Annotated in this window: 19 protein-coding genes; 10 read left to right on the top strand and 9 right to left on the bottom strand. The window is 29.8% G+C overall.

Annotation, left to right across the window (positions count from 1 at the left end; genetic code table 11):
* The first annotated feature begins 493 nt into the window (after window positions 1-493).
* From ACWJJ2_RS09735 to ACWJJ2_RS09715, 5 genes are all read left to right on the top strand, one after another.
* Window positions 494-1,186, top strand: a complete 693-nt coding sequence (locus ACWJJ2_RS09735; protein WP_216302717.1) for a response regulator transcription factor — start codon at window positions 494-496, stop codon at window positions 1,184-1,186.
* 127 nt (window positions 1,187-1,313) lie between these two features.
* On the top strand, window positions 1,314-1,463 hold the full coding sequence (locus ACWJJ2_RS09730; protein WP_462953179.1) for a hypothetical protein: 150 nt from the start codon (window positions 1,314-1,316) through the stop codon (window positions 1,461-1,463).
* Between the two features lie 35 nt (window positions 1,464-1,498).
* Window positions 1,499-2,422, top strand: coding sequence for an ATP-binding cassette domain-containing protein (locus tag ACWJJ2_RS09725; protein ID WP_462953178.1), 924 nt, complete (start codon window positions 1,499-1,501; stop codon window positions 2,420-2,422).
* The gene (locus ACWJJ2_RS09720; protein WP_462953177.1) at window positions 2,415-3,152 is read left to right on the top strand and encodes an ABC transporter permease; all 738 of its coding nucleotides are present in this window, start codon (window positions 2,415-2,417) and stop codon (window positions 3,150-3,152) included. Before ACWJJ2_RS09725 ends, ACWJJ2_RS09720 begins: the two co-directional genes overlap by 8 nt.
* A 39-nt stretch (window positions 3,153-3,191) precedes the next feature.
* The gene (locus tag ACWJJ2_RS09715; RefSeq protein WP_462953176.1) at window positions 3,192-4,091 is read left to right on the top strand and encodes a sensor histidine kinase; all 900 of its coding nucleotides are present in this window, start codon (window positions 3,192-3,194) and stop codon (window positions 4,089-4,091) included.
* Between the two features lie 36 nt (window positions 4,092-4,127).
* Here the strand turns inward: ACWJJ2_RS09715 and gltX are convergent, their stop codons facing one another.
* On the bottom strand, window positions 4,128-5,783 hold the full coding sequence (gene gltX / locus ACWJJ2_RS09710; protein ID WP_462953175.1) for a glutamate--tRNA ligase: 1,656 nt from the start codon (window positions 5,781-5,783) through the stop codon (window positions 4,128-4,130).
* A 511-nt stretch (window positions 5,784-6,294) separates the two neighbouring features.
* Between gltX and ACWJJ2_RS09705 the strand changes: the two genes are divergently transcribed.
* Window positions 6,295-6,945, top strand: a complete 651-nt coding sequence (locus tag ACWJJ2_RS09705; protein ID WP_216302725.1) for a Type 1 glutamine amidotransferase-like domain-containing protein — start codon at window positions 6,295-6,297, stop codon at window positions 6,943-6,945.
* A gap of 53 nt (window positions 6,946-6,998) precedes the next feature.
* On the opposite strand, the gene ACWJJ2_RS09700 is transcribed toward ACWJJ2_RS09705, so the two are convergent.
* Complete coding sequence (locus ACWJJ2_RS09700) at window positions 6,999-8,417, bottom strand: MATE family efflux transporter (protein ID WP_216302726.1); 1,419 nt, start codon at window positions 8,415-8,417, stop codon at window positions 6,999-7,001.
* Window positions 8,418-8,563: 146 nt separating this feature from the next.
* A complete protein-coding gene (locus ACWJJ2_RS09695) occupies window positions 8,564-10,648 on the bottom strand; it encodes a helix-turn-helix domain-containing protein (RefSeq protein WP_216302727.1) in 2,085 nt (694 codons plus the stop codon).
* A 211-nt stretch (window positions 10,649-10,859) separates the two neighbouring features.
* Between ACWJJ2_RS09695 and ACWJJ2_RS09690 the strand changes: the two genes are divergently transcribed.
* From ACWJJ2_RS09690 to ACWJJ2_RS09680, 3 genes are all read left to right on the top strand, one after another.
* Window positions 10,860-11,528 (top strand): hypothetical protein, encoded by a 669-nt coding sequence (locus ACWJJ2_RS09690; protein WP_216302728.1) that lies wholly within the window; start codon window positions 10,860-10,862, stop codon window positions 11,526-11,528.
* A gap of 189 nt (window positions 11,529-11,717) precedes the next feature.
* On the top strand, window positions 11,718-12,626 hold the full coding sequence (locus ACWJJ2_RS09685; RefSeq protein WP_216302729.1) for a GNAT family N-acetyltransferase: 909 nt from the start codon (window positions 11,718-11,720) through the stop codon (window positions 12,624-12,626).
* 102 nt (window positions 12,627-12,728) lie between these two features.
* Complete coding sequence (locus ACWJJ2_RS09680; protein WP_369811888.1) at window positions 12,729-12,875, top strand: DUF2651 family protein; 147 nt, start codon at window positions 12,729-12,731, stop codon at window positions 12,873-12,875.
* An 8-nt stretch (window positions 12,876-12,883) separates the two neighbouring features.
* On the opposite strand, the gene queC is transcribed toward ACWJJ2_RS09680, so the two are convergent.
* The 4 genes from queC to queD are packed head-to-tail and all read right to left on the bottom strand — an operon-like array spanning window position 12,884 to window position 15,272.
* Window positions 12,884-13,540 (bottom strand): 7-cyano-7-deazaguanine synthase QueC, encoded by a 657-nt coding sequence (queC, locus tag ACWJJ2_RS09675; protein WP_216302731.1) that lies wholly within the window; start codon window positions 13,538-13,540, stop codon window positions 12,884-12,886.
* A 39-nt stretch (window positions 13,541-13,579) separates the two neighbouring features.
* Window positions 13,580-14,170 carry a GTP cyclohydrolase I FolE gene (gene folE / locus ACWJJ2_RS09670; protein ID WP_216302732.1) on the bottom strand — a complete coding sequence of 197 codons (591 nt, stop codon included), beginning with the start codon at window positions 14,168-14,170 and terminating at the stop codon, window positions 13,580-13,582.
* A 3-nt stretch (window positions 14,171-14,173) separates the two neighbouring features.
* Complete coding sequence (queE, locus tag ACWJJ2_RS09665; protein ID WP_462953174.1) at window positions 14,174-14,839, bottom strand: putative 7-carboxy-7-deazaguanine synthase QueE; 666 nt, start codon at window positions 14,837-14,839, stop codon at window positions 14,174-14,176.
* A gap of 1 nt (window position 14,840) precedes the next feature.
* Window positions 14,841-15,272 (bottom strand): 6-carboxytetrahydropterin synthase QueD, encoded by a 432-nt coding sequence (queD, locus tag ACWJJ2_RS09660; protein ID WP_216302734.1) that lies wholly within the window; start codon window positions 15,270-15,272, stop codon window positions 14,841-14,843.
* Between the two features lie 366 nt (window positions 15,273-15,638).
* On the opposite strand from queD, the gene ACWJJ2_RS09655 reads away from it, so the two are divergent.
* On the top strand, window positions 15,639-17,147 hold the full coding sequence (locus tag ACWJJ2_RS09655; protein ID WP_165413913.1) for a DUF1846 domain-containing protein: 1,509 nt from the start codon (window positions 15,639-15,641) through the stop codon (window positions 17,145-17,147).
* A gap of 90 nt (window positions 17,148-17,237) precedes the next feature.
* Here ACWJJ2_RS09655 and ACWJJ2_RS09650 read toward each other — a convergent pair whose 3' ends face one another.
* Both ACWJJ2_RS09650 and ACWJJ2_RS09645 read right to left on the bottom strand, forming a co-directional pair.
* On the bottom strand, window positions 17,238-17,996 hold the full coding sequence (locus ACWJJ2_RS09650) for an acyl-CoA dehydratase activase (protein ID WP_220319925.1): 759 nt from the start codon (window positions 17,994-17,996) through the stop codon (window positions 17,238-17,240).
* Window positions 17,984-18,994, bottom strand: a complete 1,011-nt coding sequence (locus ACWJJ2_RS09645; protein WP_462953173.1) for a 2-hydroxyacyl-CoA dehydratase family protein — start codon at window positions 18,992-18,994, stop codon at window positions 17,984-17,986. Before ACWJJ2_RS09645 ends, ACWJJ2_RS09650 begins: the two co-directional genes overlap by 13 nt.
* Window positions 18,995-19,271 lie beyond the last annotated feature (277 nt).

The raw sequence follows: 19,271 nt of genomic DNA, 5'->3' as shown, positions 1-19,271 counted from the left end.
AACCTGCTAAAAAAAACAGGAAGTTACTCCCTCTACATATATTATTTTGTAACCCGTACATAATCTTTATACTCATATACTAATATTTTTAAGTGAATTTGTCAACATAAATATATCAAATATTCAATATATTAAGAGATGAAGGTAACTGCAAATGTTAATTATGATAAAAATAAGAGAGTGTAAGTACATAATTTTTAATGACATTTCAGAAGGAAAGTCTCCCACTTCTATAAGCAAGAGTACCTACTATAAGTAGGAGTTACTTACCCTAACAAATAGAAAACTTCAGTCGGAGTATAAATCTCCTTTTGAAGTCGTCAATGCACCTTCTGCGAAGCTGTTGCAGCTCCGTAGAAGATTTAATGGTAATATTTAAAATAAAAAAGTATAAATCATGATATAGTATAAGGGTAACCTTCCGGATGCCCTTAAAAAACAATAAATACATAATGAAATAGGTGGTATAAAGGTTGCAGATTGGGGGTGGAGTATGAATAAGGATATTAATATATTAGTGATAGAAGATGATGATTATATAAATAGTATGTTAGCTAGACTTTTGCAAAAAGATAATTATAACGTAAGACAAGCTTATTCAGGTACAGAGGCTATGATGTATATTGAAAACAATGATTTTCAATTGGTACTACTTGATTTAATGTTGCCTGGAATGAATGGAGACGAAGTATTAAAGGGTATAAGGGAAATTAAGCAAATGCCAGTAATTGTGATTTCAGCGAAAATAGATAAACAAGATAAAATAGATATGCTAAAGCTAGGAGCAGATGATTATATTACAAAGCCTTTTGATATAGGGGAGGTTTCAGCTAGGGTTGAAGCAAATATTAGAAGATATATGGATTTTAATAATAGTGATAATTGTGAGCGGAATTTAACATATAAAGATATAGTTCTAAACAAAGAAACTAAAGAAGTTATTGTAAATAACCAGGAGTTAATATTAACAGCTAGAGAATTTACAATACTTGAGTTGTTTCTGTCTCACACTAAAAAAGTATTTAGTAAAGCTAATTTGTTTGAAAGTGTTTGGGAAAGTGAGTATTTAGGAGATGACAATACAATTAATGTTCATATGAGTAATTTAAGAAGTAAATTACATAAGGCAAACCCTAATGAACAATATATAGAAACAATATGGGGTATGGGATATAAAATATCATAAAAAATAACTAGTAAATACGCTAGTTATTTTTTTATTCTTAAGGTTTTCTTAAGGAGTTCTTTAATTTCTCTTATGCATTGAGTATTAAGATAAATATATAAGAAATAAAAAATTTGGGGGAGTTAAAGTGAGTGAAGTTTTAAGGGTAAGTAATATTAGTAAAGTTTATGGAAGGCAAAAGGTTCTTGATAAAGTAGGTTTATCTATAAATGAAGGAGAAATTATAGGCCTTGTAGGTAAACACTATATTTCTTATAGCAACCTGCATTATAATTAATAAAAAAAATATCTAAAGAAAGGGTGGAGCTGATTATGAATAATGTAATAGTAAAAACTACAGCAATCTCAAAGATATATAAAGGAATAAAGGCATTAGATACAGTAGACATGACTATTAATAAGGGGCAGATATATGGACTTATAGGATTAAATGGAGCGGGGAAAACCACATTAATGAGGGTTATAGCTGGCCTTTGCGTAAAGGACAGTGGAAGTGTGGAGTTATTTGGTGAAAATGATGAAATGACTGTTGAAGCTAATCGAAAGCGTATGGGGTGTTTAATAGAAACACCAGGGATTTATGTTAATAAGACTACTTATGAAAATTTAGAAATTGAAAGGATTCAAAAGGGTATACCAGGAAAAGAGTGTATAGAAAAAGTTTTAAATGATGTAGGATTAATAGATTTAAAGAATAAAAAGGTGAGAAATTTTTCTAAAGGTATGAAACAAAAATTAGGCATAGCAATGGCACTTCTTAGTGAACCAGAATTTTTAATACTAGATGAGCCTATTAACGGATTAGATCCTATTGCAATAATGCAGATAAGGGAGTTATTAAAAAAGCTAAACACTGAAAATGGAGTTACAATGTTAATATCTAGTCACATATTAGCAGAACTTCATCAACTGGTAAATTGCTATGGAATAATTCATAATGGTAAACTCATAGAACAAATTAGTGATAGTGAATTAGAGGAAAAATGTAAAAAATTTATTCACATTAAAGTAGACGATGCTGCTAAAGCATCAGTTGTGTTAAATACAAAGTTACAAACAAGGAATCTTGAGGTTTTACCTAATAATATAATTAAATTATATGATTATGTAGATAATGCAGGTAAAGTGTCGAAGGTCCTTTCAGGGGAAGGAATTTCAGTAGAAGAAATTATGCCTATGGGAGATGACTTAGAAGATTACTTTACTAAAGTAATAGGGGGCGAATTAGATGCTTAATTTATTAAAAGTTGAATTTTACAAGTTGAAAACATCAAAAACATTCAAGTTGATATTAGTGTTAATGGTACTCCAATCAATTTTGTGTCCTATATTATTTAGTAAGGAAATGACTGGGAAACAGGTGCTATTACAGGTGTTTGGGGCACAAGAATTTATAGCTTTATACATGTTAATAGGCGCGTTCGCAGCATGTTATATAGGCGATGATTTTAACTCAGGATGTATAAAAAATTTAATTGCTTATGGACATAAAAGAAGCAATATTATTATAGCAAAAAGTATAAGTTATTATTTTGGCATTGCAATTATTAGCTTAACATCTCCAATTTTAATTACTACAATAAACACTATTATGAATGGATATGGTGAGGTATTTACTTTGATTTCACTTGCATTTATACTTAAAGTATCATTTCTTATGGTTCTTATATATATTGGCATAGGAAGTATTGCAGTTTTAATATCATTTATATGTAGAAATGGCATAATTACAGTGGTAGCCTTTATTTTAATAGATACAGTTAATAGAACTTGCAGAGGTTTAGTTTTTCAAAAATACCTTAGTGGTGAAATTTACACTAGAACTATATTTGGTCAATCATTGTTTTTGGACACGCATTATGTAGAATTTTCACAGGGATTTAAAATAATAGGAGTCGCTATAACAACAATAGTAGTTTCAACATTATTAAGTGTGTATTTTTTTAACAAAGCAGAGATTAAGTGATTTTAGAAAAAAATATATATAGCAAAGGTGGAAGATAAAGTGATATTTATAGTTGTAGGACTATTAGTTGCATCAGTAGTTTTGTTCGTTCGCCTATTTTATATGAAAAAGCAAGTAATAAGTATAACAAATCAACTTATAGATATTAATGAAAAAAATATAGATAAAAAATTAACTATAAGTCTTATAAACCCAGAAATTGAAGCATTAACTAAAGTTATAAATGACACTACAAATATGAGAAAACAATGCGAAGCAAGCAAAATTAAATTTCAGAATGAGCTAAAACAAAACATTGCAAATATGTCACACGACCTTAGAACGCCATTAACATCAATAAAAGGATATATTCAATTTTTAAAACTAGATAATATAAGTGATGAAGAAAGAGTGGAATATTTAAACATATCGGAGCAGAGGACTAAATCTCTTGAAAGCTTATTAAATGATTTTTATGAACTATCTTTAGTTGAATCCCAAGATTTTGAATTGAATCTTGAAAAAATAAATATCACTAATATATTGCAAGAAATATTACTTGGCAAGTATAGTGATTTTACAAGTAGAAATTTGAAGCCCAATATACAAATACCAAATCAAAACATTTATATAATAGCAGAAAAAAAATCTTTAGAGCGAATAATTGAAAATCTGTTAAGTAATGCTATTAAATACGCAAGAAATAATGTATCGATTTATTTAGAAACCAACTCAAATGTGGTATTATTAAAAATAACAAACACAGTTATAAATTTATCTGTGGAAGATGTAGAAAAGATTTTTGACAGATTTTACATGGCAGACAAAACCCGCTCAGAAAAAGGAACAGGACTTGGACTTTCTATTGTAAAAACATTAGTAGAGAAAATGAATGCAGTCATAATAGCGGATATTAATAATGACGTGTTATGCATTTGTTGTGAATTTAAAAGACTATAAAAATTGCCACCTACATGTAGGTGGCAATTTTATTTCTTAAATAAAATTTTGACTTAATCTTTCAATAACACGGTTTTCACCCATAACCTGCATTACTTCATGTAAATCTTGAGTTTGTGTTTTATTGGTTATTGCTACCCTTACTATTGTGGCAACATCTGATAGTTGACCTATAAATAAATCTGGGTTCTTTTTATAAGTTTTAGCATTTTTTGCATACCCAAGTTCGAGTGCTAGCGCTTTAAGGGTTGCAAACCAGGTGTCATTATCATGGGAATGATCATATACATCTATATAGCTAGTAAGTACTCTTCTTACCTCATCCATTGGTATATGGGTAGGGAAATTGTAACTACCTTTTATGCTGTTTTTATAAAGATCATCAAAGAAATATTCAATATGTTCTTTTACATCTAACCATTTTACAAAATCTTTTCTTGGCTTTTCATTTTCTCTTTCAATATTAAATATTTTTTTAGAATAATCTTCATTTTCAATTAGTTCATTTGCAATTGTAGTATCATAATGTTTAGCCCAATTAAGATAAAGGTCGTATACGGTGGATGCATCCATAGTGGCTATAACATTTTTACTAATATCATTAAGTTTTAAAATATCAAATAGAGCTCCACTTTTGCTCATGTTTTCAAGGGTGATATTAAAGTTTGTGCAAGGTTCATCTTCATGGGTATCTCTCCACTCTTGAAAATTAGAGTTAATAAGATTTACAAGGTACTCAGTTACAGCTATAAAAGGATAACCTTGAGATTTATAAAAATCTACGGAAATTTCAGGGTCGTTTCTTTTACTGAGCTTACGTTTTGATGTCCCATCCATTTTCATAATTGTAGGTATATGAGCGTATTCTGGAGGAGTACATCCTAACATTTCAAATAGTTGCAAATGTATAGGAAGAGACGAAAGCCACTCTTCACCACGGATTACATGGGTTGTTCCCATTAAATAATCATCTACTGCATGTGCAAAATGATATGTTGGAATCCCATTAGTTTTAAGGATCACAATGTCTTGGTCATTTTCTGGCATACTTATAGTCCCTTTAATTAAATCATTACAAACTACTCTTCGACCTGATTCTTCAGGAGATCTAAGTCTTATAACATAAGGTGTGCCCTTTGATAACTCAGAATTAATTTCATCAAGACTAGAATTTCTGTGAATAGCCCATTTTCCATGATACCCTGTATTAATCTTAAGTTCTTGTTGAGTTTTCCTTGTGTTATCTAAAGCTTCTTCAGTGCAAAAGCAAGGGTAAGCTAATCCTTTTTTTATTAGTGATTTTACAAAAGCATGATATATACTAATTCTGTCGCTTTGTTTATAAGGTCCATATGTACCCTTTTCATTATCAGAATCTACAACTCCTTCATCAAAAAGAATTCCAAAATCCCTTAGAGTGTTAGTGGTGTCTTCAATGGCGCCAGCAACCTCTCTCTTTTTGTCAGTATCCTCTACTCTAAGATAAAATATTCCTTCGCTTTGATGAGCTAGTCTTTCAGATATAAGAGCCGCAAATACACCTCCAAGATGCTGGAATCCAGTAGGGCTTGGGGCATATCTTGTAACCATAGCATTAGGTTTAAGATTTCTTTTTGGATAAAACTCTCTATAGTGTTCTGGAGTTGTGGTTATGCTAGGTAGCAGTAAATCTGATAGTTTTATATAATCCATTTTAATCATCCTTTCTTATAAAAGTGAAGCAATGTACGTGATAATTTAATTAAAAATAAAAAAACCTATCATCCTATAATAGGATGAAAGGTAAACTTATTGGTTATCTTTAAATTGAAATTACAATTACTTTTCTTTTCCATTATAGTTAACACTAATTATACATATATTATCTAGATTGTCAACATACAACAAATTATATTTTAAGCAAAAATTAACAATATATATATATTGGGAGATAACTTGGCGTCAATTTTATAATAAGGCTAGCATTTAGAATTACATAAGGTGTCAAGATGTAGTTGTATAGAATAGAATAGCATCACGAGTTGAAAAAGTATAAGAAGTCAAAGATTTAGAAGTGCACCTATGGCTAATGAAAAAGCAATAAATCTATACAAATGTCTAGGTTTTGAAAAATAAGGTATAATATATAAAATAAATGAAACATATAATTAGAAGTTATCAAAAGTAAAGACTTAAGGGAAAAATATGGAAGTGAGATGATGATATGGGAGCATTGGTTCTGCTAAGCGATTTTACTGAAAAAGATAATGTTTTTTTGAAAAAAAAGATGAAAGAATTATTTTTAGATAAAAAATATACTTTAAGCTATATACCTTCAATGACTGATAGAAATTTAAAGTGTTTTGAAAAAACAAAAAATAAGTTAAGTGAATATGGGAACTTCGAATTTAATTATTTTGATATAGATTATTTTTGTAATATAGAAAAAATAGATAAAATATTTAAATCGGAAGTAATATATCTATCATCAGGGAATACCTATTATTTTTTAAATAGCTTAAAGAAAAGATATTTTATAACTAGACTTAGAAGGTATGTTGAAAATGGAGGTTATGTTATAGGATTAAGCGCAGGGGCAATAATGATGGCAAAAGACATATCAGCTGCACAATTTGGTGATGAAGATATAGTTGGATTATCAGATTTATCATCTTTAGATCTAGTTGATTTTGACTTTATGCCGCATTGGAATCATCACAGTCATTATTTAGAGGATTTAAAGGAGTATTCTAATAATACGGGCAATACAGTTTATACATGTAATGATGGCGATGGAATCATTGTGATTGATAATAAATTGCACTTTTATGGGGATATAAAAATGATAAAAGAAGGTGAAATAAGGAAAGCTTAGTTAAAAGTCGATGTAATAATTTATACATCGACTTTTACTGGAAATATAAAATATTAAATAGTTGCATTAGCAAGTCTAAGTTTAGTCTTATTATTCTTGAAAATTTGATGCATCTCTAGTATTTCTAAAGAAATATAAGTATATTTAATGAATATAGCAGCTGTAATGAAGGATATCATGTCCGATACAGGATAAGCAAGCCATGCTCCAAATACACCCATATCCAAACCACTTACAAAGGCATATACTAGTGGAATAAATACTATTAGTTGTCTAAAAATAGATAATTTTAAAGAGGCTTTAACTCTATTTATAGCTTGGCAATAGGCGATTGATAAATAATATACTCCAATGCAAGGGAATACAGCTATAACTACTTTAAAAGCCTTTGCTGTCTGTTGTATAATGGCAGGATCATTTATAAATAATCCTATAAGTTGTTTTGAAAAGATCATGAATATTGCCCATAATAAAGTTGAACTTACAGATACTGCAATTATAGATGTTTTAACAACTTCTTTTAATCTTGTATAATTTCCAGCACCATAATTATATGCGGCTATAGGTTGCATAGCTGAACTTATACCCATAATCGTCATAAACAAAAACATTGAAACTCTTGTAGTTAAACCAACTGTTACGATGGCCAAATCTCCGCCATAAGAGGCTAGTAAATTGTTTAAGATAGCAGCGACTACGGCATCTGATATCTCTATTATAAAGGTTGAAAACCCAACACATATTATTCCAATTGATACTGCTTTATTAAGGGTTAATTTAAAAGAAAATTTTAATCCCTTTTTTATTTTTATAAATACAATTAAAACATATATAAAAGCGATTATCTGAGATATTACTGTTGCGATAGCAGCTCCCTTTACTCCATATGAAAATATATTTACTAGGAAATAATCTATAATTACATTACAAATTGCTCCAATAGAAGTACTTAATAAAACTATTTTAGTGTTTCCAAAAGCAGTTATAATATAAGATGCAATTAATGTAAAGGATTGAAATAAAACTCCCATTAATATTATACTTACATAATCTTTTGCAAGAGGAAATGTATTTTGCGAAGCACCTAAGCTAAGTAAAATTTTATCTTGAAAAATAAAAATGCTAAAACTAAACACAGATATTATTATAAACATTAGAACTATAGCATTAGGTATAATAATTCTTAAATTTTCAAAATCCTCGTCTCCACAGCTTCTTGCAACGGCGGTAGAAGCACCAATGGCTATAAGCATAGATATAGCTAAAAATAATCTTTGAATTGGAAAGGCTATGGTTAAAGCACCGATTGCATTAGCTCCTATTGATTGTCCCAAAAACATAGAATCTACCATGTTGTACATTTCTGCTACCATTAAAGAAATTATTGCTGGCACGGAAAATTTTAATAACAGTTTCCAGATTTTTTCCTCGCCAAACATTTTATTGCTTTCTGTGACGCTACTCATTGTCATGAAATCCACTTCTCCTTAATCAATTTGTTTCCTTAATATTATTATACGCTGTTATGAATATTTTAACATTCACACAATTGCTACATAAAAAGTACAAAGTTGCTGACATGTGAGAATGGATAATACTTAAATAACACAAAAACACCTTAAAACAGGTGTTTTTGTACTTCTTGAAGAACTATTAAGGTAGAACCATAGCCTTCAATCTTTATTATGTTATTATAAACTGCAGTTTTTTTTGCAAAAGATAAAGAAATATTGGGAGCAGAAATCTTAGTTAGAATTTTCCATTCATCATAACCCAGTCTTTTCGGCTTACCCATGCGTAACCAAATATCGTAAGCTGATCCAACTTTTTCTCCAATTTCATATTTAATAACTTTATAGTCATGCACTAAATTTTTAATGGATAATGATATTTTTCTTTCAGTAATATTTTTACTACCCTTACCTTTAGATAAATCCTCTAACTTAATCAGGGTATTAAGTTCATCACTGTAACTGTAAAGTAAGACCTGGATATCTTCATCTTGCCTTGTGATAATATATCCATCACCTTGGTCTACAACCTCATTTCCTAGTTTTGATAATAAATAATAAGCGTAGTAGGAAGCTTTCTTTATACCATCTAAAGTAAGTAGGCCTGGTGAACCAAAAAACAATTCGTTGTTTAAAATTGAGTTCTCCTCCACGGTATCAAAAGCTTTTAGGGTGAGCAGACTGCTATTGTTGTTAATAAAATTATGAATAATATATGGAAGCATATAGGAAGAATCATAAATAGTATTTATAGCTTTAGGAACATTAAAAGGATCCTCTATTAAATTTTGCAATTTATATTTTACAAAAATTTCGCGAGTAATATTTATGTACTCTACAGATAAATCCTTTGAGGCTTGGAATTTCCACAGCTTTACTACCTCAATTCCATATATATTAGCAAAATATAGTATAAAGCTTTCTAAAAGTTTTATGAAAGAACTTTTATCTTCAAAAGTCTGATTCAAAATTATTAATGGTACAAGGGATATATCCATTAAGAATTCTAAAAGTTTTTCAACTTCATTCCAGTTTAAAAACCTTACATTCTCATTGAAATATATTTTCATTTCTTTTCCAAATAGGTTTTGAACTATACCATTTTTAAAACCTATAGCATCTTGAATAGCTCTTAAATATCCTTGTTCCCGTGCTTTAATAAGTTCTTTTGCTTGTCCTAAATTTATTTTTTCCTTCCATTTATGTTGTAATTCTGTGCTTGGGTATGCGAAATCTGTTTGGAGTTTTATAATTTTGTTAGTATAGTTAAATCTATCATAGTCCTCTAAATAATAAGATAAATACTGAAGTGAGCTAGATAAATCATAAGTTTCTACTTTTTTAAAGCTATCAAATTCTTCCTCTGGTATATGATATTTTTTTCTGAATTGCAGAGGAGTACACTTGTAGTAATCTTTAAAGCTCTTATTATAATACCTAGCATGAGAAAAGCCAACATCCAAAGAAATATCTGAGATTGTTTTATCAGTATCTAATAGTAGTTTAATAGATTCATCTACTCGAACATTATTTACTAAATCTTTAAAAGTTGTTCCAGAGATGTCTTTTATTTGATGACATAAATAGTAAGAACTTAAGTATTCTTGATTAGCTATATCCTGTAAAGTAATTTTATTCATGTAGTTATTATATATGTACTTGATGATTCTATGATACCTCTGAAATTGCATTACATTTTCTTTTAAAGCGTTCTCATAAGTAAGATAGTGAAAGTTATTTATTAAATGGAATAATAATTTTACTAAAACAGCATCTATATGATCGTCAAAGTTTTCACTTTTTTGTATTACCTCGCAAGCTAGTATAGATAAGTATTGCCTTAAAACATCATATTTTTCTTCATGTTGTGCACCTTCTTTACTAGAGTTCGTATAAAAATAAATATTTTTCATATCATCATAATACTTTTCAAAAAATGTAAAATCCAAGTGAAAAATTAAAACCTTATTTTTCTCATTTGAATAAATTCTATGGGGTTCATCACAATTTATGATTTCAAGCTCATGTGCGTATACTTCATAATTCTCTGATTCTATAAGTACATTAATAGTGCCCTCAAGCACAAAGATTATTTCTATAGAATTATGCCAATGGATTGGATAATCCTTTATATTCTCAAGGGAAATGCTTATAGGTAAATCGTTTATATAACTTATATATTCTTTTCTCATTGTAATAACCTCTTCATTAATTATTATGTATAGGTATATTATACATCATGAATTTAAAAGTTATACCCACATGGTAAGTTGCAGGAAAAAATAAAAATATGGAGGGTTAACAATTTACTGAAAAATTACATAATAAATGAATAATATGGAAACAATATTATTGTAATACTTCAAGAATTGATATGTATTTAGAAGTTGTAAGGAGGAGTTAATGGGGAAATATATTTATATTGTTATTTCAAGAACACCAACTTCTACAGGCAAGATAGTTAGAAAATTTTTAAAAGAAAAATATAATCATGCATCAATTAGCCTGGATAAAAATTTAATTCAAATGTATTCCTTTTGTAGATTTTCAATTAGCAATCCCCTTGTAGGAGGTATAGTGAGAGAAAGTGCATTTACGCTTACCATAGGACTTGAAAAAGATGTTCCTATTAATGTATATCGGATACCAGTAACTGTTAGAAAATATGAATTAATAAGTAAATTCATATATGATATATATAATGATACTGAGATATATTACTATAATTTTCTTCAAGCTATTGGGATTATTTCTAATAAGAAGCATGCTGTTTACAAGACATATATATGTTCTGAATTTGTCATGGAAGCATTAAGGCAAGGAGGGATCAAGCTTACTTCATTAGAACCCTATCAGATAACACCAACAGAAATTTGTGACATTATGGAAAAGTTTATTTGTTATTCTGGAAATCTCAACGACTATCCATTTAAACAGAAGGTAAAAACAAAAGAGGATGAGCTTTTCTTTTGTAAAACAGGTTTTCTTTATGAATGGGTACATACGCTTAGACATTTTTGGAAGGTTATATATAGAGATATGAATAGCAAAAAAAATAGTAGTAGGATCTAAATTTAAATTGTTGATAAAGTGTCTTATTTAGGGTAGTAACATATAATGCAAGAATTAAAAATAAAAATAAAACATATAAATCGTATGTATCAATAATTTATACATCTGATTTATATGTTTTTTGCATTGAGATACACTAAAATGTAGATTATACTTTAAATATGAATTTTTAAATTAGGGGGAAAAACGATGGATAATTATCATCATACAATTTCTATAAAGTTGGAATTAAATGAAGAAGAATATGAAGCTATTAAAAGTTTGGAAGCTGCTTGCTATGAAAAACAAAAAATTAATTTGAAATTAGAACTTGGTCTTAAAATGCGCCAAAGAAAAAAAAATGTAAAAAATAAAATTGTTGGAGAGTTCCTATATTATGAAAATGAAATTCTAGTAGGTTATTTAGGCTTATGCAATTTCGGAGGAGCTACAGTAGAAATAAGCGGTATGGTACACCCTAATTTTCGTAGAAAAGGAATCTTTAAAAAACTATATTTAATTGCTAAGGAAGAATGGCAAAGAATATGTCCTCAAGAGGTGTTAATGATATGTGACCATACATCGGTTTCGGGCCTTGCATTTATTAACTCCATTGGAGCAGAATATGGTTGTTCAGAGTATAAAATGTGCTTAAATAAGAAAGTATTAGAGGCTACTCCTAGCAATGTAATTAAACTTAGATTGGCATCAACAAGTGAAGACGCGGTTGAAATTGATAGGCAAAGTTCTATTTATTTTGGAACTCCTAAAAAAGATGCTCATGATAAAGAGGATAAAATGGACATGGAAAAACCGTCAATTAATGTGGATGATAATTTTATTAGTTATATGGCTGAGCTTAATGGGGAAATTATAGGTAAAATTCATATTTGTATAAATGATAATGAGGGGTTTATTTATGGAGTTGGAGTAATTCCAGATTTTCGAAGAAAGGGATATGGACGAGAAATTTTAAATTCTGCCCTTAATATATTAAATAATAAAAATGTAGATAATATTTTTATTGAAGTTTCTAGGTCAAATAAAAATGCACTTGGACTTTATGAATCCTGTGGATTTGAAGAAATTTCTGTAATGGATTATTATGTAGTATATTAAAGCACTAGATGTTCATTATATCTACTGAGGAACATCTTTTTTTATATTGATTTCGATTTAAATCTATTAAATGCTTGTTATTTTACTGATTAACTTTGGAGTTTGTTGAGTGTAACCTTTACTGTATTTAATTCAAGTTTTCTAATTTGGTGTTTTGTATACACCCTTATTTCTTTTTTTGGAACACTTATAGGAGATTTAATCATTATATCTAGGAATGAGTTGGTTAACAAAAGAAAAAATCTATAAAATAATATTTATAGATTTTTTTCTTTGAATTCTAAATATCCATTTTTTCTTAGTTTACAAGAGGGGCAGTCTCCACAACCATTACCTTTTATTCCATTATAACAAGTTAAAGTATCCTCTTTAACTATATCAAGTACACCTAAATCATAAGCCATTTTCCAAGTTTCTGCCTTGTTAATCCACATTAAAGGTGTTTCAATTACAAAATCATAACCCATAGCTAAGTTTAAGGTAACATTTAGAGATTTTATAAATACATCTCTACAATCTGGGTATCCACTAAAATCACTTTGAGATACACCAGTTATAATATTGCTTATACCTCTTTGCTTTGCAAACACAGCTACAAAACTTAAGAATAATAAGTTTCTTCCATCTACGAAGGAATTAGGTACACTATCTTTAGGTGCTGACGTGTCCACCTCTATATCTTTTCTTGTTAATGAATTTGGTGCTAGTTGGTTTAATAGGTTTAAGTCTAAAAAATGATGCTCAACGCCGTGCTTTTTACATATATCCTTTGCACATTCGAGTTCTAATATATGTTTTTGACCGTAATCAAAAGATACAGCTATAACTTCTTTATATCTCGCCAGCGCCCAAAATAAACAAGTTGTGCTATCTTGTCCGCCACTGAATACTACTACTGCTTTTTCTCTATTCATAATTAATACGCCTCCCCTTATTTACTATAAACCCTCTATTTATTTACTATAAAGCATCATCAATTTATTATTTAAAATCACATCAGTATTAAATCTTCCCCTAAAAGTAGTTGACAATGTTTTAGTGCCTGGCTTTTTTACTCCACGGGTCGTCATGCAGGCATGCTCACCTTCTATAATAACAGCCACATCGCGTGAGTTAGTAACCATCTGCATAATCTCAGCTATGTCTGTACCTATTCTTTCTTGAAGCTGTAATCTGCGACCTACCATATCAGCTATTCTTGCAATTTTACTTAAACCAATAATTTTTTTGGTAGGAACATATGCAACTGTAACTTTCATATCATACATTAAAGCTAAATGATGTTCGCAATGACTAAAGATTTGGATATCCTTCATTATTACCATATCACGAGACCCTTCTTCAACTATTAAATCATCAACAAATGTTGTATTAAACATTTTTGAAATTTCATCATTGCTATATCGCATGCCAGCGAATACTTCTTCGTACATTTTAGCTACACGGGTTGGGGTATCTTTAAGGCCTTCCCTTGAAGGATCATCACCTATTGCTATTAAAATACCTTTTATATGTTCTTCAATTGCTTTCGTATCAATTGCCATATTTTACACACCTCTCTTATTTGGATCCCAAATGATTTTATGAAGTTGTACTTGAAGATTAATACCATTCATTTTATTATACTTCATAAATTCTACAATCTCTTCTAGGTCAATTTGTCCGAATACTGGACTAATATATACATTTGTTTTGCTAGTTAGCTCATATTTATCTATTATAAATTTGGCCTTTTGTAAATCTGACCTGCTGCCAGATACAAATTTAACTGTGTCTTTATAACCTAAATATTTAAAGTTATTTAAAGTCATTTTATCTTCCATATTACTTGAAGGTAATTTATAATCCATATTAAAGCTTGGTGGATTTTCTATACTTAAAAATTCATCTAAAATAACACTACCATTAGTTTCTATTTCAACATGAAGCGATCTATCGCTAGAGAGCGTTTGTAATAGTTCTATAATTCCTTCTTGAAGCAGTGGCTCACCACCAGTTAAGGTTATATTTCTAATTTTAGTAGATTTTATATATTTGTATATCTCAACAGGCGTCATGAAGTCATAACGAACATTTTCATTATTGGCCCAGGTGGTATCGCAATAGCTACAATGTAAATTACAGCCTGCAAATCTTATAAATACTACTAGTTGTCCTGACAGAGGACCTTCTCCATTAACACTTATAAATTTTTCAACTACTTTGTATTTCATTTTAACGTGCCCCGCTTTCTTCATATGATGCACTATTAGTAGGCGTTTCATAAACCGTAGTTTTTTTTACAAGATAACCTTTATCTTTCATTAGTTCAAAAAAAAATGATGCAAAGTTTTCAGCTGTTGGTCTAAAATCAACCAGAATTACATTAAAGCCATCTTGCTTTAGACAATTTAAGGTTTCGCTTCTCATGGTATCTTCTTGCACTATTAAGGCATGGTCATAAGAATCTACCATATCTTTAACATCTTTTTTTAGATCACCAAAATCTATTATCATGCCGTCAAGTTGTCCGCCTTGTGCCAAGGTTTCTGATTGAACGTAAACTTCAACTTTCCATCTATGTCCGTGAATATTTGAACACTTTCCTTTATAACCAGAAAGAAAATGTGCACTGTCAAAGCTGTGTTCTGTCTTTAAAATATACATGGGTTCACTCCTCTTAATATTTATGTTAATATCCTTAATATTTCGAAAAAATCATTTTATTTTTCATGTTTATAATTTTTTGTAAATAAAAAAGGGCATAATCTACCCTCATACAAAAAAAGCTACCTAAAACGGTAGTTACGTCCTAGTTTTGTTTATAGACAGGATGGTTTAGAACTGTCTTATTAGGTTTTATTATTACTAATTTTACTATAAGTTATGAGGTATGTCAACTCAATATAAAGTTTACTTTAAACTGAAATTGTGTAATAATATAAAGTTGTAAAAGCATATTCAATTATAGTATCATGGAGAAATATTGGGTATAATATATCTAAAAAATAATGTTGTTAGTGAGGAGTAAAAATGAAAATAGGATTTGATCAGAAAAAATATTTAGAAGAACAATCAAAATATATTTTAGAAAGAGTTAATAATTACGATAAATTATATTTAGAATTTGGGGGGAAACTTTTCAATGACCTTCATGCAAAAAGAGTTTTACCAGGATTTGATGAAAATGCAAAGATTAAGTTACTACATAAATTAAAAGAAAAAGTTGAAGTCATTATTTGTGTATATGCAGGAGATATCGAGCGAAACAAAATTAGAGGGGATTTCGGTATTACATATGATGTTGATGTTTTAAGATTAATTGATGATTTACGTGAATATGATCTTGATGTAAATAGTGTTGTAATAACCAGATATGATGGGCAACCAGCAACTACGATTTTTATAAATAAGCTAGAGCGTAGAGGAATAAAAGTATACAAACATAGGGCAACCAAAGGATATCCTACAGATGTAGATGCAATTGTAAGTGATGAGGGATATGGCAAAAATCCATATATTGAAACAACAAAATCTATTGTAGTTGTAACAGCACCAGGGCCAGGAAGTGGCAAGTTAGCTACTTGCCTTAGTCAGCTTTATCATGAACATAAGCAAGGCAGAGCAGCCGGTTATTCAAAGTTTGAAACCTTTCCAGTATGGAATATTCCTTTAAAGCATCCTTTAAATATAGCCTATGAAGCTGCAACAGCGGATCTTAACGATGTAAATATGCTGGATTCATTCCACTTTGATGCTTATGATAAAATATCCGTAAACTATAATCGCGATATTGAAACTTTCCCTGTACTTAGGCGAATTATAGAAAGGATAACAAATGAAGAAGCTGTTTATAAATCTCCAACAGATATGGGAGTTAACAGAGTAGGCTTTGGAATTATTGACGATACGGTTATTAAAGAAGCATCTAGACAAGAGATAATAAGAAGGTATTTCAAAACAGGATGTGAGTATAAAAAAGGTTACATAGATAAAGAAACCTTCGAGCGGGTAAAGCTTCTTATGGAAGAGCTTAATTTAAAACAGCAAGATAGGAAAGTTGTTATTCCTGCAAGAGAACGCTCGTCGGCTTTAAAACAATGTTCGAGTAAAAATGAAACTTGCCCAGCAATGGCAATGGAGCTTAATGATGGAACAATAGTAACTAGTAAAAGTTCATCTGTAATGGATGCAACAGCTGCCATAATTTTAAATGCTGTTAAATATTTTGCAAATATAAATGACGAGATTCACCTTATTTCTCCAGTTATACTTGAGCCAATTATAAATCTAAAATCAAAAACATTAGGTAGTAAGAAACCAGCTTTAGATTGTGAAAATGTGTTAATTGCCCTTAGTATATGTGCTGCTACAAATCCAACAGCAAAGGTAGCCATGGATAAATTAGTAATGCTAAAAGGATGTCAAGCTCACTCAACTACAATCATAAGTACAAATGATGAGCAAACTTTTAGAAAACTTGGCATAGATATAACCTGTGATGCAGAATATGCAACTGAGAGTCTTTACTATAACAATTAGTTATTTTAAATACCTTGTTTCTAATAACATAGAAGTAAAAGCTCACTCTATCAAAGTAGGGTGGGCTTTTATGATAAAAAAAGAGTAAGTTTATAAAAACTTATCTCCATAATAGCAACATCCAATGGCTCCATTAAATTGTGGATGCTCAATTGATACTATCTCTTCATAATCTTCTTTTAAATATCTTTTTAGTGCGGTATTATTAGCAACACCACCAGTTAAAATTAATTTTTTACCTTTAAATCTACTTAAAAGAGGTTGAAGTCTCTTGTATAGAGAATAGTTAACACTGGAACATAAGTTTTCTATACTTACACCTTCAGCTATTTTTCCAATTAACTCTGACTCAGAAAACACAGCACATGTTGAATTAAGTTCTACAGGATTTTCATAATTCACACTCATGTCATCAAGAGATATTTCAAGTACATTTGCCATATTCTCTAAATATCTACCACAGGAAGCAGCACATTTTTCATTAAGCTCTAGGTCAGTGGTGATGCCTTTTTCTACTTTTACAACCTTAACATCTTGGCCACCTACATCTAAAAGTATAAAATCTTTTAAGCCAGTTTGATAGAGCCCCCCATACACGTGGGCCTTTATCTCATTTATTGGTGTGAATAACAATAAGTCAATATTATTTCTTCCGTAGCCTGTAGATACTGCCTTATCAATTTGCCTAATATCAAGCTTATCTAAATTAACAACAATCTTACCATCAAAGTCGCAGTAATTTCTGTAAAAGCTCATGGTACTTACTTTAGCCTTCTGTATTATCTTATTATTTTCCATTAAAACAATTTTAACCTCGCGGCTTCCAAGGTCAATTCCTAACACTCGCATTTTTCAGCCTCCTTCAAATCTAGTAGCATATCAAGAAAGGCTTCTAACCTAAGTTTTGTTCTTGCATCTAAGATATTTAACTTGTCACCTTCGATATTTAATATGGGTATATCTAGTTTTTCTTTTAAAATAATATTTTCGACTGCTCTATAGCAAAAGGCTTGAGTGTAGTGAATTATTCCATCTAGTTTACGTTCGTCAATTTGCGTTTGTAACTCTTTGATCCTAAAGTCAGTATCATAAGGATAAGTGTAGTCATAATATTGCTGAAATATATTTAGTGATTTATCTGCTCTTGGAAAAGCAAATTCTCTTTGAACTTCATTGTATACAAAATTAGCATTAAACTTCTCAACAAATTCATAGATATCGCAAGTCATGGGAGGAACCCCTATATATCCAAGTCGTAGTTTTCTAATTACTGGTTTTTTATTTTTCATATAACAAATAGATTTTTTAAGTTCGACTTCAAAGGTATCTATATCTCCATTAAAATCACTTAAGCTTACTTGATATAGATGATTTTCAAAACCAGTTACCTTATTATGGATATGTGTTAGTTCATCAATTGTTTTAGCTAAGGCTCTAATTTCATTTAGCCTTTTTCTAACTACTTCAACTTCTTCAATCGTTACATTAAAGATACTCATAAATTTATTTATTTCGTGTTCTACATCATCTAATTTGTGACTGTGTGGAAAGGAAAAGGGATAAACTTTTATTCCTTTTAACGTAAGCACTTCAATAAGGGCTTTGGTATTAGAACAGTCGCCCTCCACAACTCCGATTATCTCTTTAATGCCGTTTGCTAAGCACGCTCCATAAATTCCCTTTATCCAAGTGCACAAGCTTTTAGGAAAGCCATCTTTTTCTGCAATGTCTATATATTTCAAATAGTCCTTAGAGGTTATAAAAACATTATTTAAATCTACAGGGGTATAACCCGCCGCAATTAGAACCTCTACAGGTACGGTAGTTGTTAAGCCTATTTTCTTCATTTTAAATCCTCCTAAAAAATAAAAAAGGGCGTAAAACGCCCTTAACGTCCTAGTTTTGTTTATAGACAGGATGGTTTAGAACTGTCTTATTTAAGTTTTATATTAATAAAGTTTACTTCATATAATTAAGTATGTCAATTAGACATTATTTCTACGTACATAAATAAAATTTAAAATATTATTGAAAAATATATTGACGCTAACGTTACGTTATAGATTATTATAGATTTGTAGGGAAGAAAATAGAGAAGGGATTTCTAGGGTAACGACACTTTAG

The organism is Clostridium sp. CM039 (assembly GCF_055081075.1).
Note: the sequence above shows the minus strand (reverse complement) of the source record. Positions and strands in the feature narration are given on the sequence as shown.

Coding starts and splice junctions, on each gene's coding strand:
- ACWJJ2_RS09735 (WP_216302717.1), top strand. CDS start 494: ATGAATAAGGATATTAATATATTAGTGATAGAAGATGATGATTATATA.
- ACWJJ2_RS09725 (WP_462953178.1), top strand. CDS start 1,499: ATGAATAATGTAATAGTAAAAACTACAGCAATCTCAAAGATATATAAA.
- ACWJJ2_RS09720 (WP_462953177.1), top strand. CDS start 2,415: ATGCTTAATTTATTAAAAGTTGAATTTTACAAGTTGAAAACATCAAAA.
- gltX (WP_462953175.1), bottom strand. CDS start 5,783: ATGGATTATATAAAACTATCAGATTTACTGCTACCTAGCATAACCACA.
- ACWJJ2_RS09705 (WP_216302725.1), top strand. CDS start 6,295: ATGGGAGCATTGGTTCTGCTAAGCGATTTTACTGAAAAAGATAATGTT.
- ACWJJ2_RS09700 (WP_216302726.1), bottom strand. CDS start 8,417: ATGACAATGAGTAGCGTCACAGAAAGCAATAAAATGTTTGGCGAGGAA.
- ACWJJ2_RS09695 (WP_216302727.1), bottom strand. CDS start 10,648: ATGAGAAAAGAATATATAAGTTATATAAACGATTTACCTATAAGCATT.
- ACWJJ2_RS09690 (WP_216302728.1), top strand. CDS start 10,860: ATGGGGAAATATATTTATATTGTTATTTCAAGAACACCAACTTCTACA.
- ACWJJ2_RS09685 (WP_216302729.1), top strand. CDS start 11,718: ATGGATAATTATCATCATACAATTTCTATAAAGTTGGAATTAAATGAA.
- queC (WP_216302731.1), bottom strand. CDS start 13,540: ATGAATAGAGAAAAAGCAGTAGTAGTATTCAGTGGCGGACAAGATAGC.
- folE (WP_216302732.1), bottom strand. CDS start 14,170: ATGGCAATTGATACGAAAGCAATTGAAGAACATATAAAAGGTATTTTA.
- queE (WP_462953174.1), bottom strand. CDS start 14,839: ATGAAATACAAAGTAGTTGAAAAATTTATAAGTGTTAATGGAGAAGGT.
- queD (WP_216302734.1), bottom strand. CDS start 15,272: ATGTATATTTTAAAGACAGAACACAGCTTTGACAGTGCACATTTTCTT.
- ACWJJ2_RS09655 (WP_165413913.1), top strand. CDS start 15,639: ATGAAAATAGGATTTGATCAGAAAAAATATTTAGAAGAACAATCAAAA.
- ACWJJ2_RS09650 (WP_220319925.1), bottom strand. CDS start 17,996: ATGCGAGTGTTAGGAATTGACCTTGGAAGCCGCGAGGTTAAAATTGTT.
- ACWJJ2_RS09645 (WP_462953173.1), bottom strand. CDS start 18,994: ATGAAGAAAATAGGCTTAACAACTACCGTACCTGTAGAGGTTCTAATT.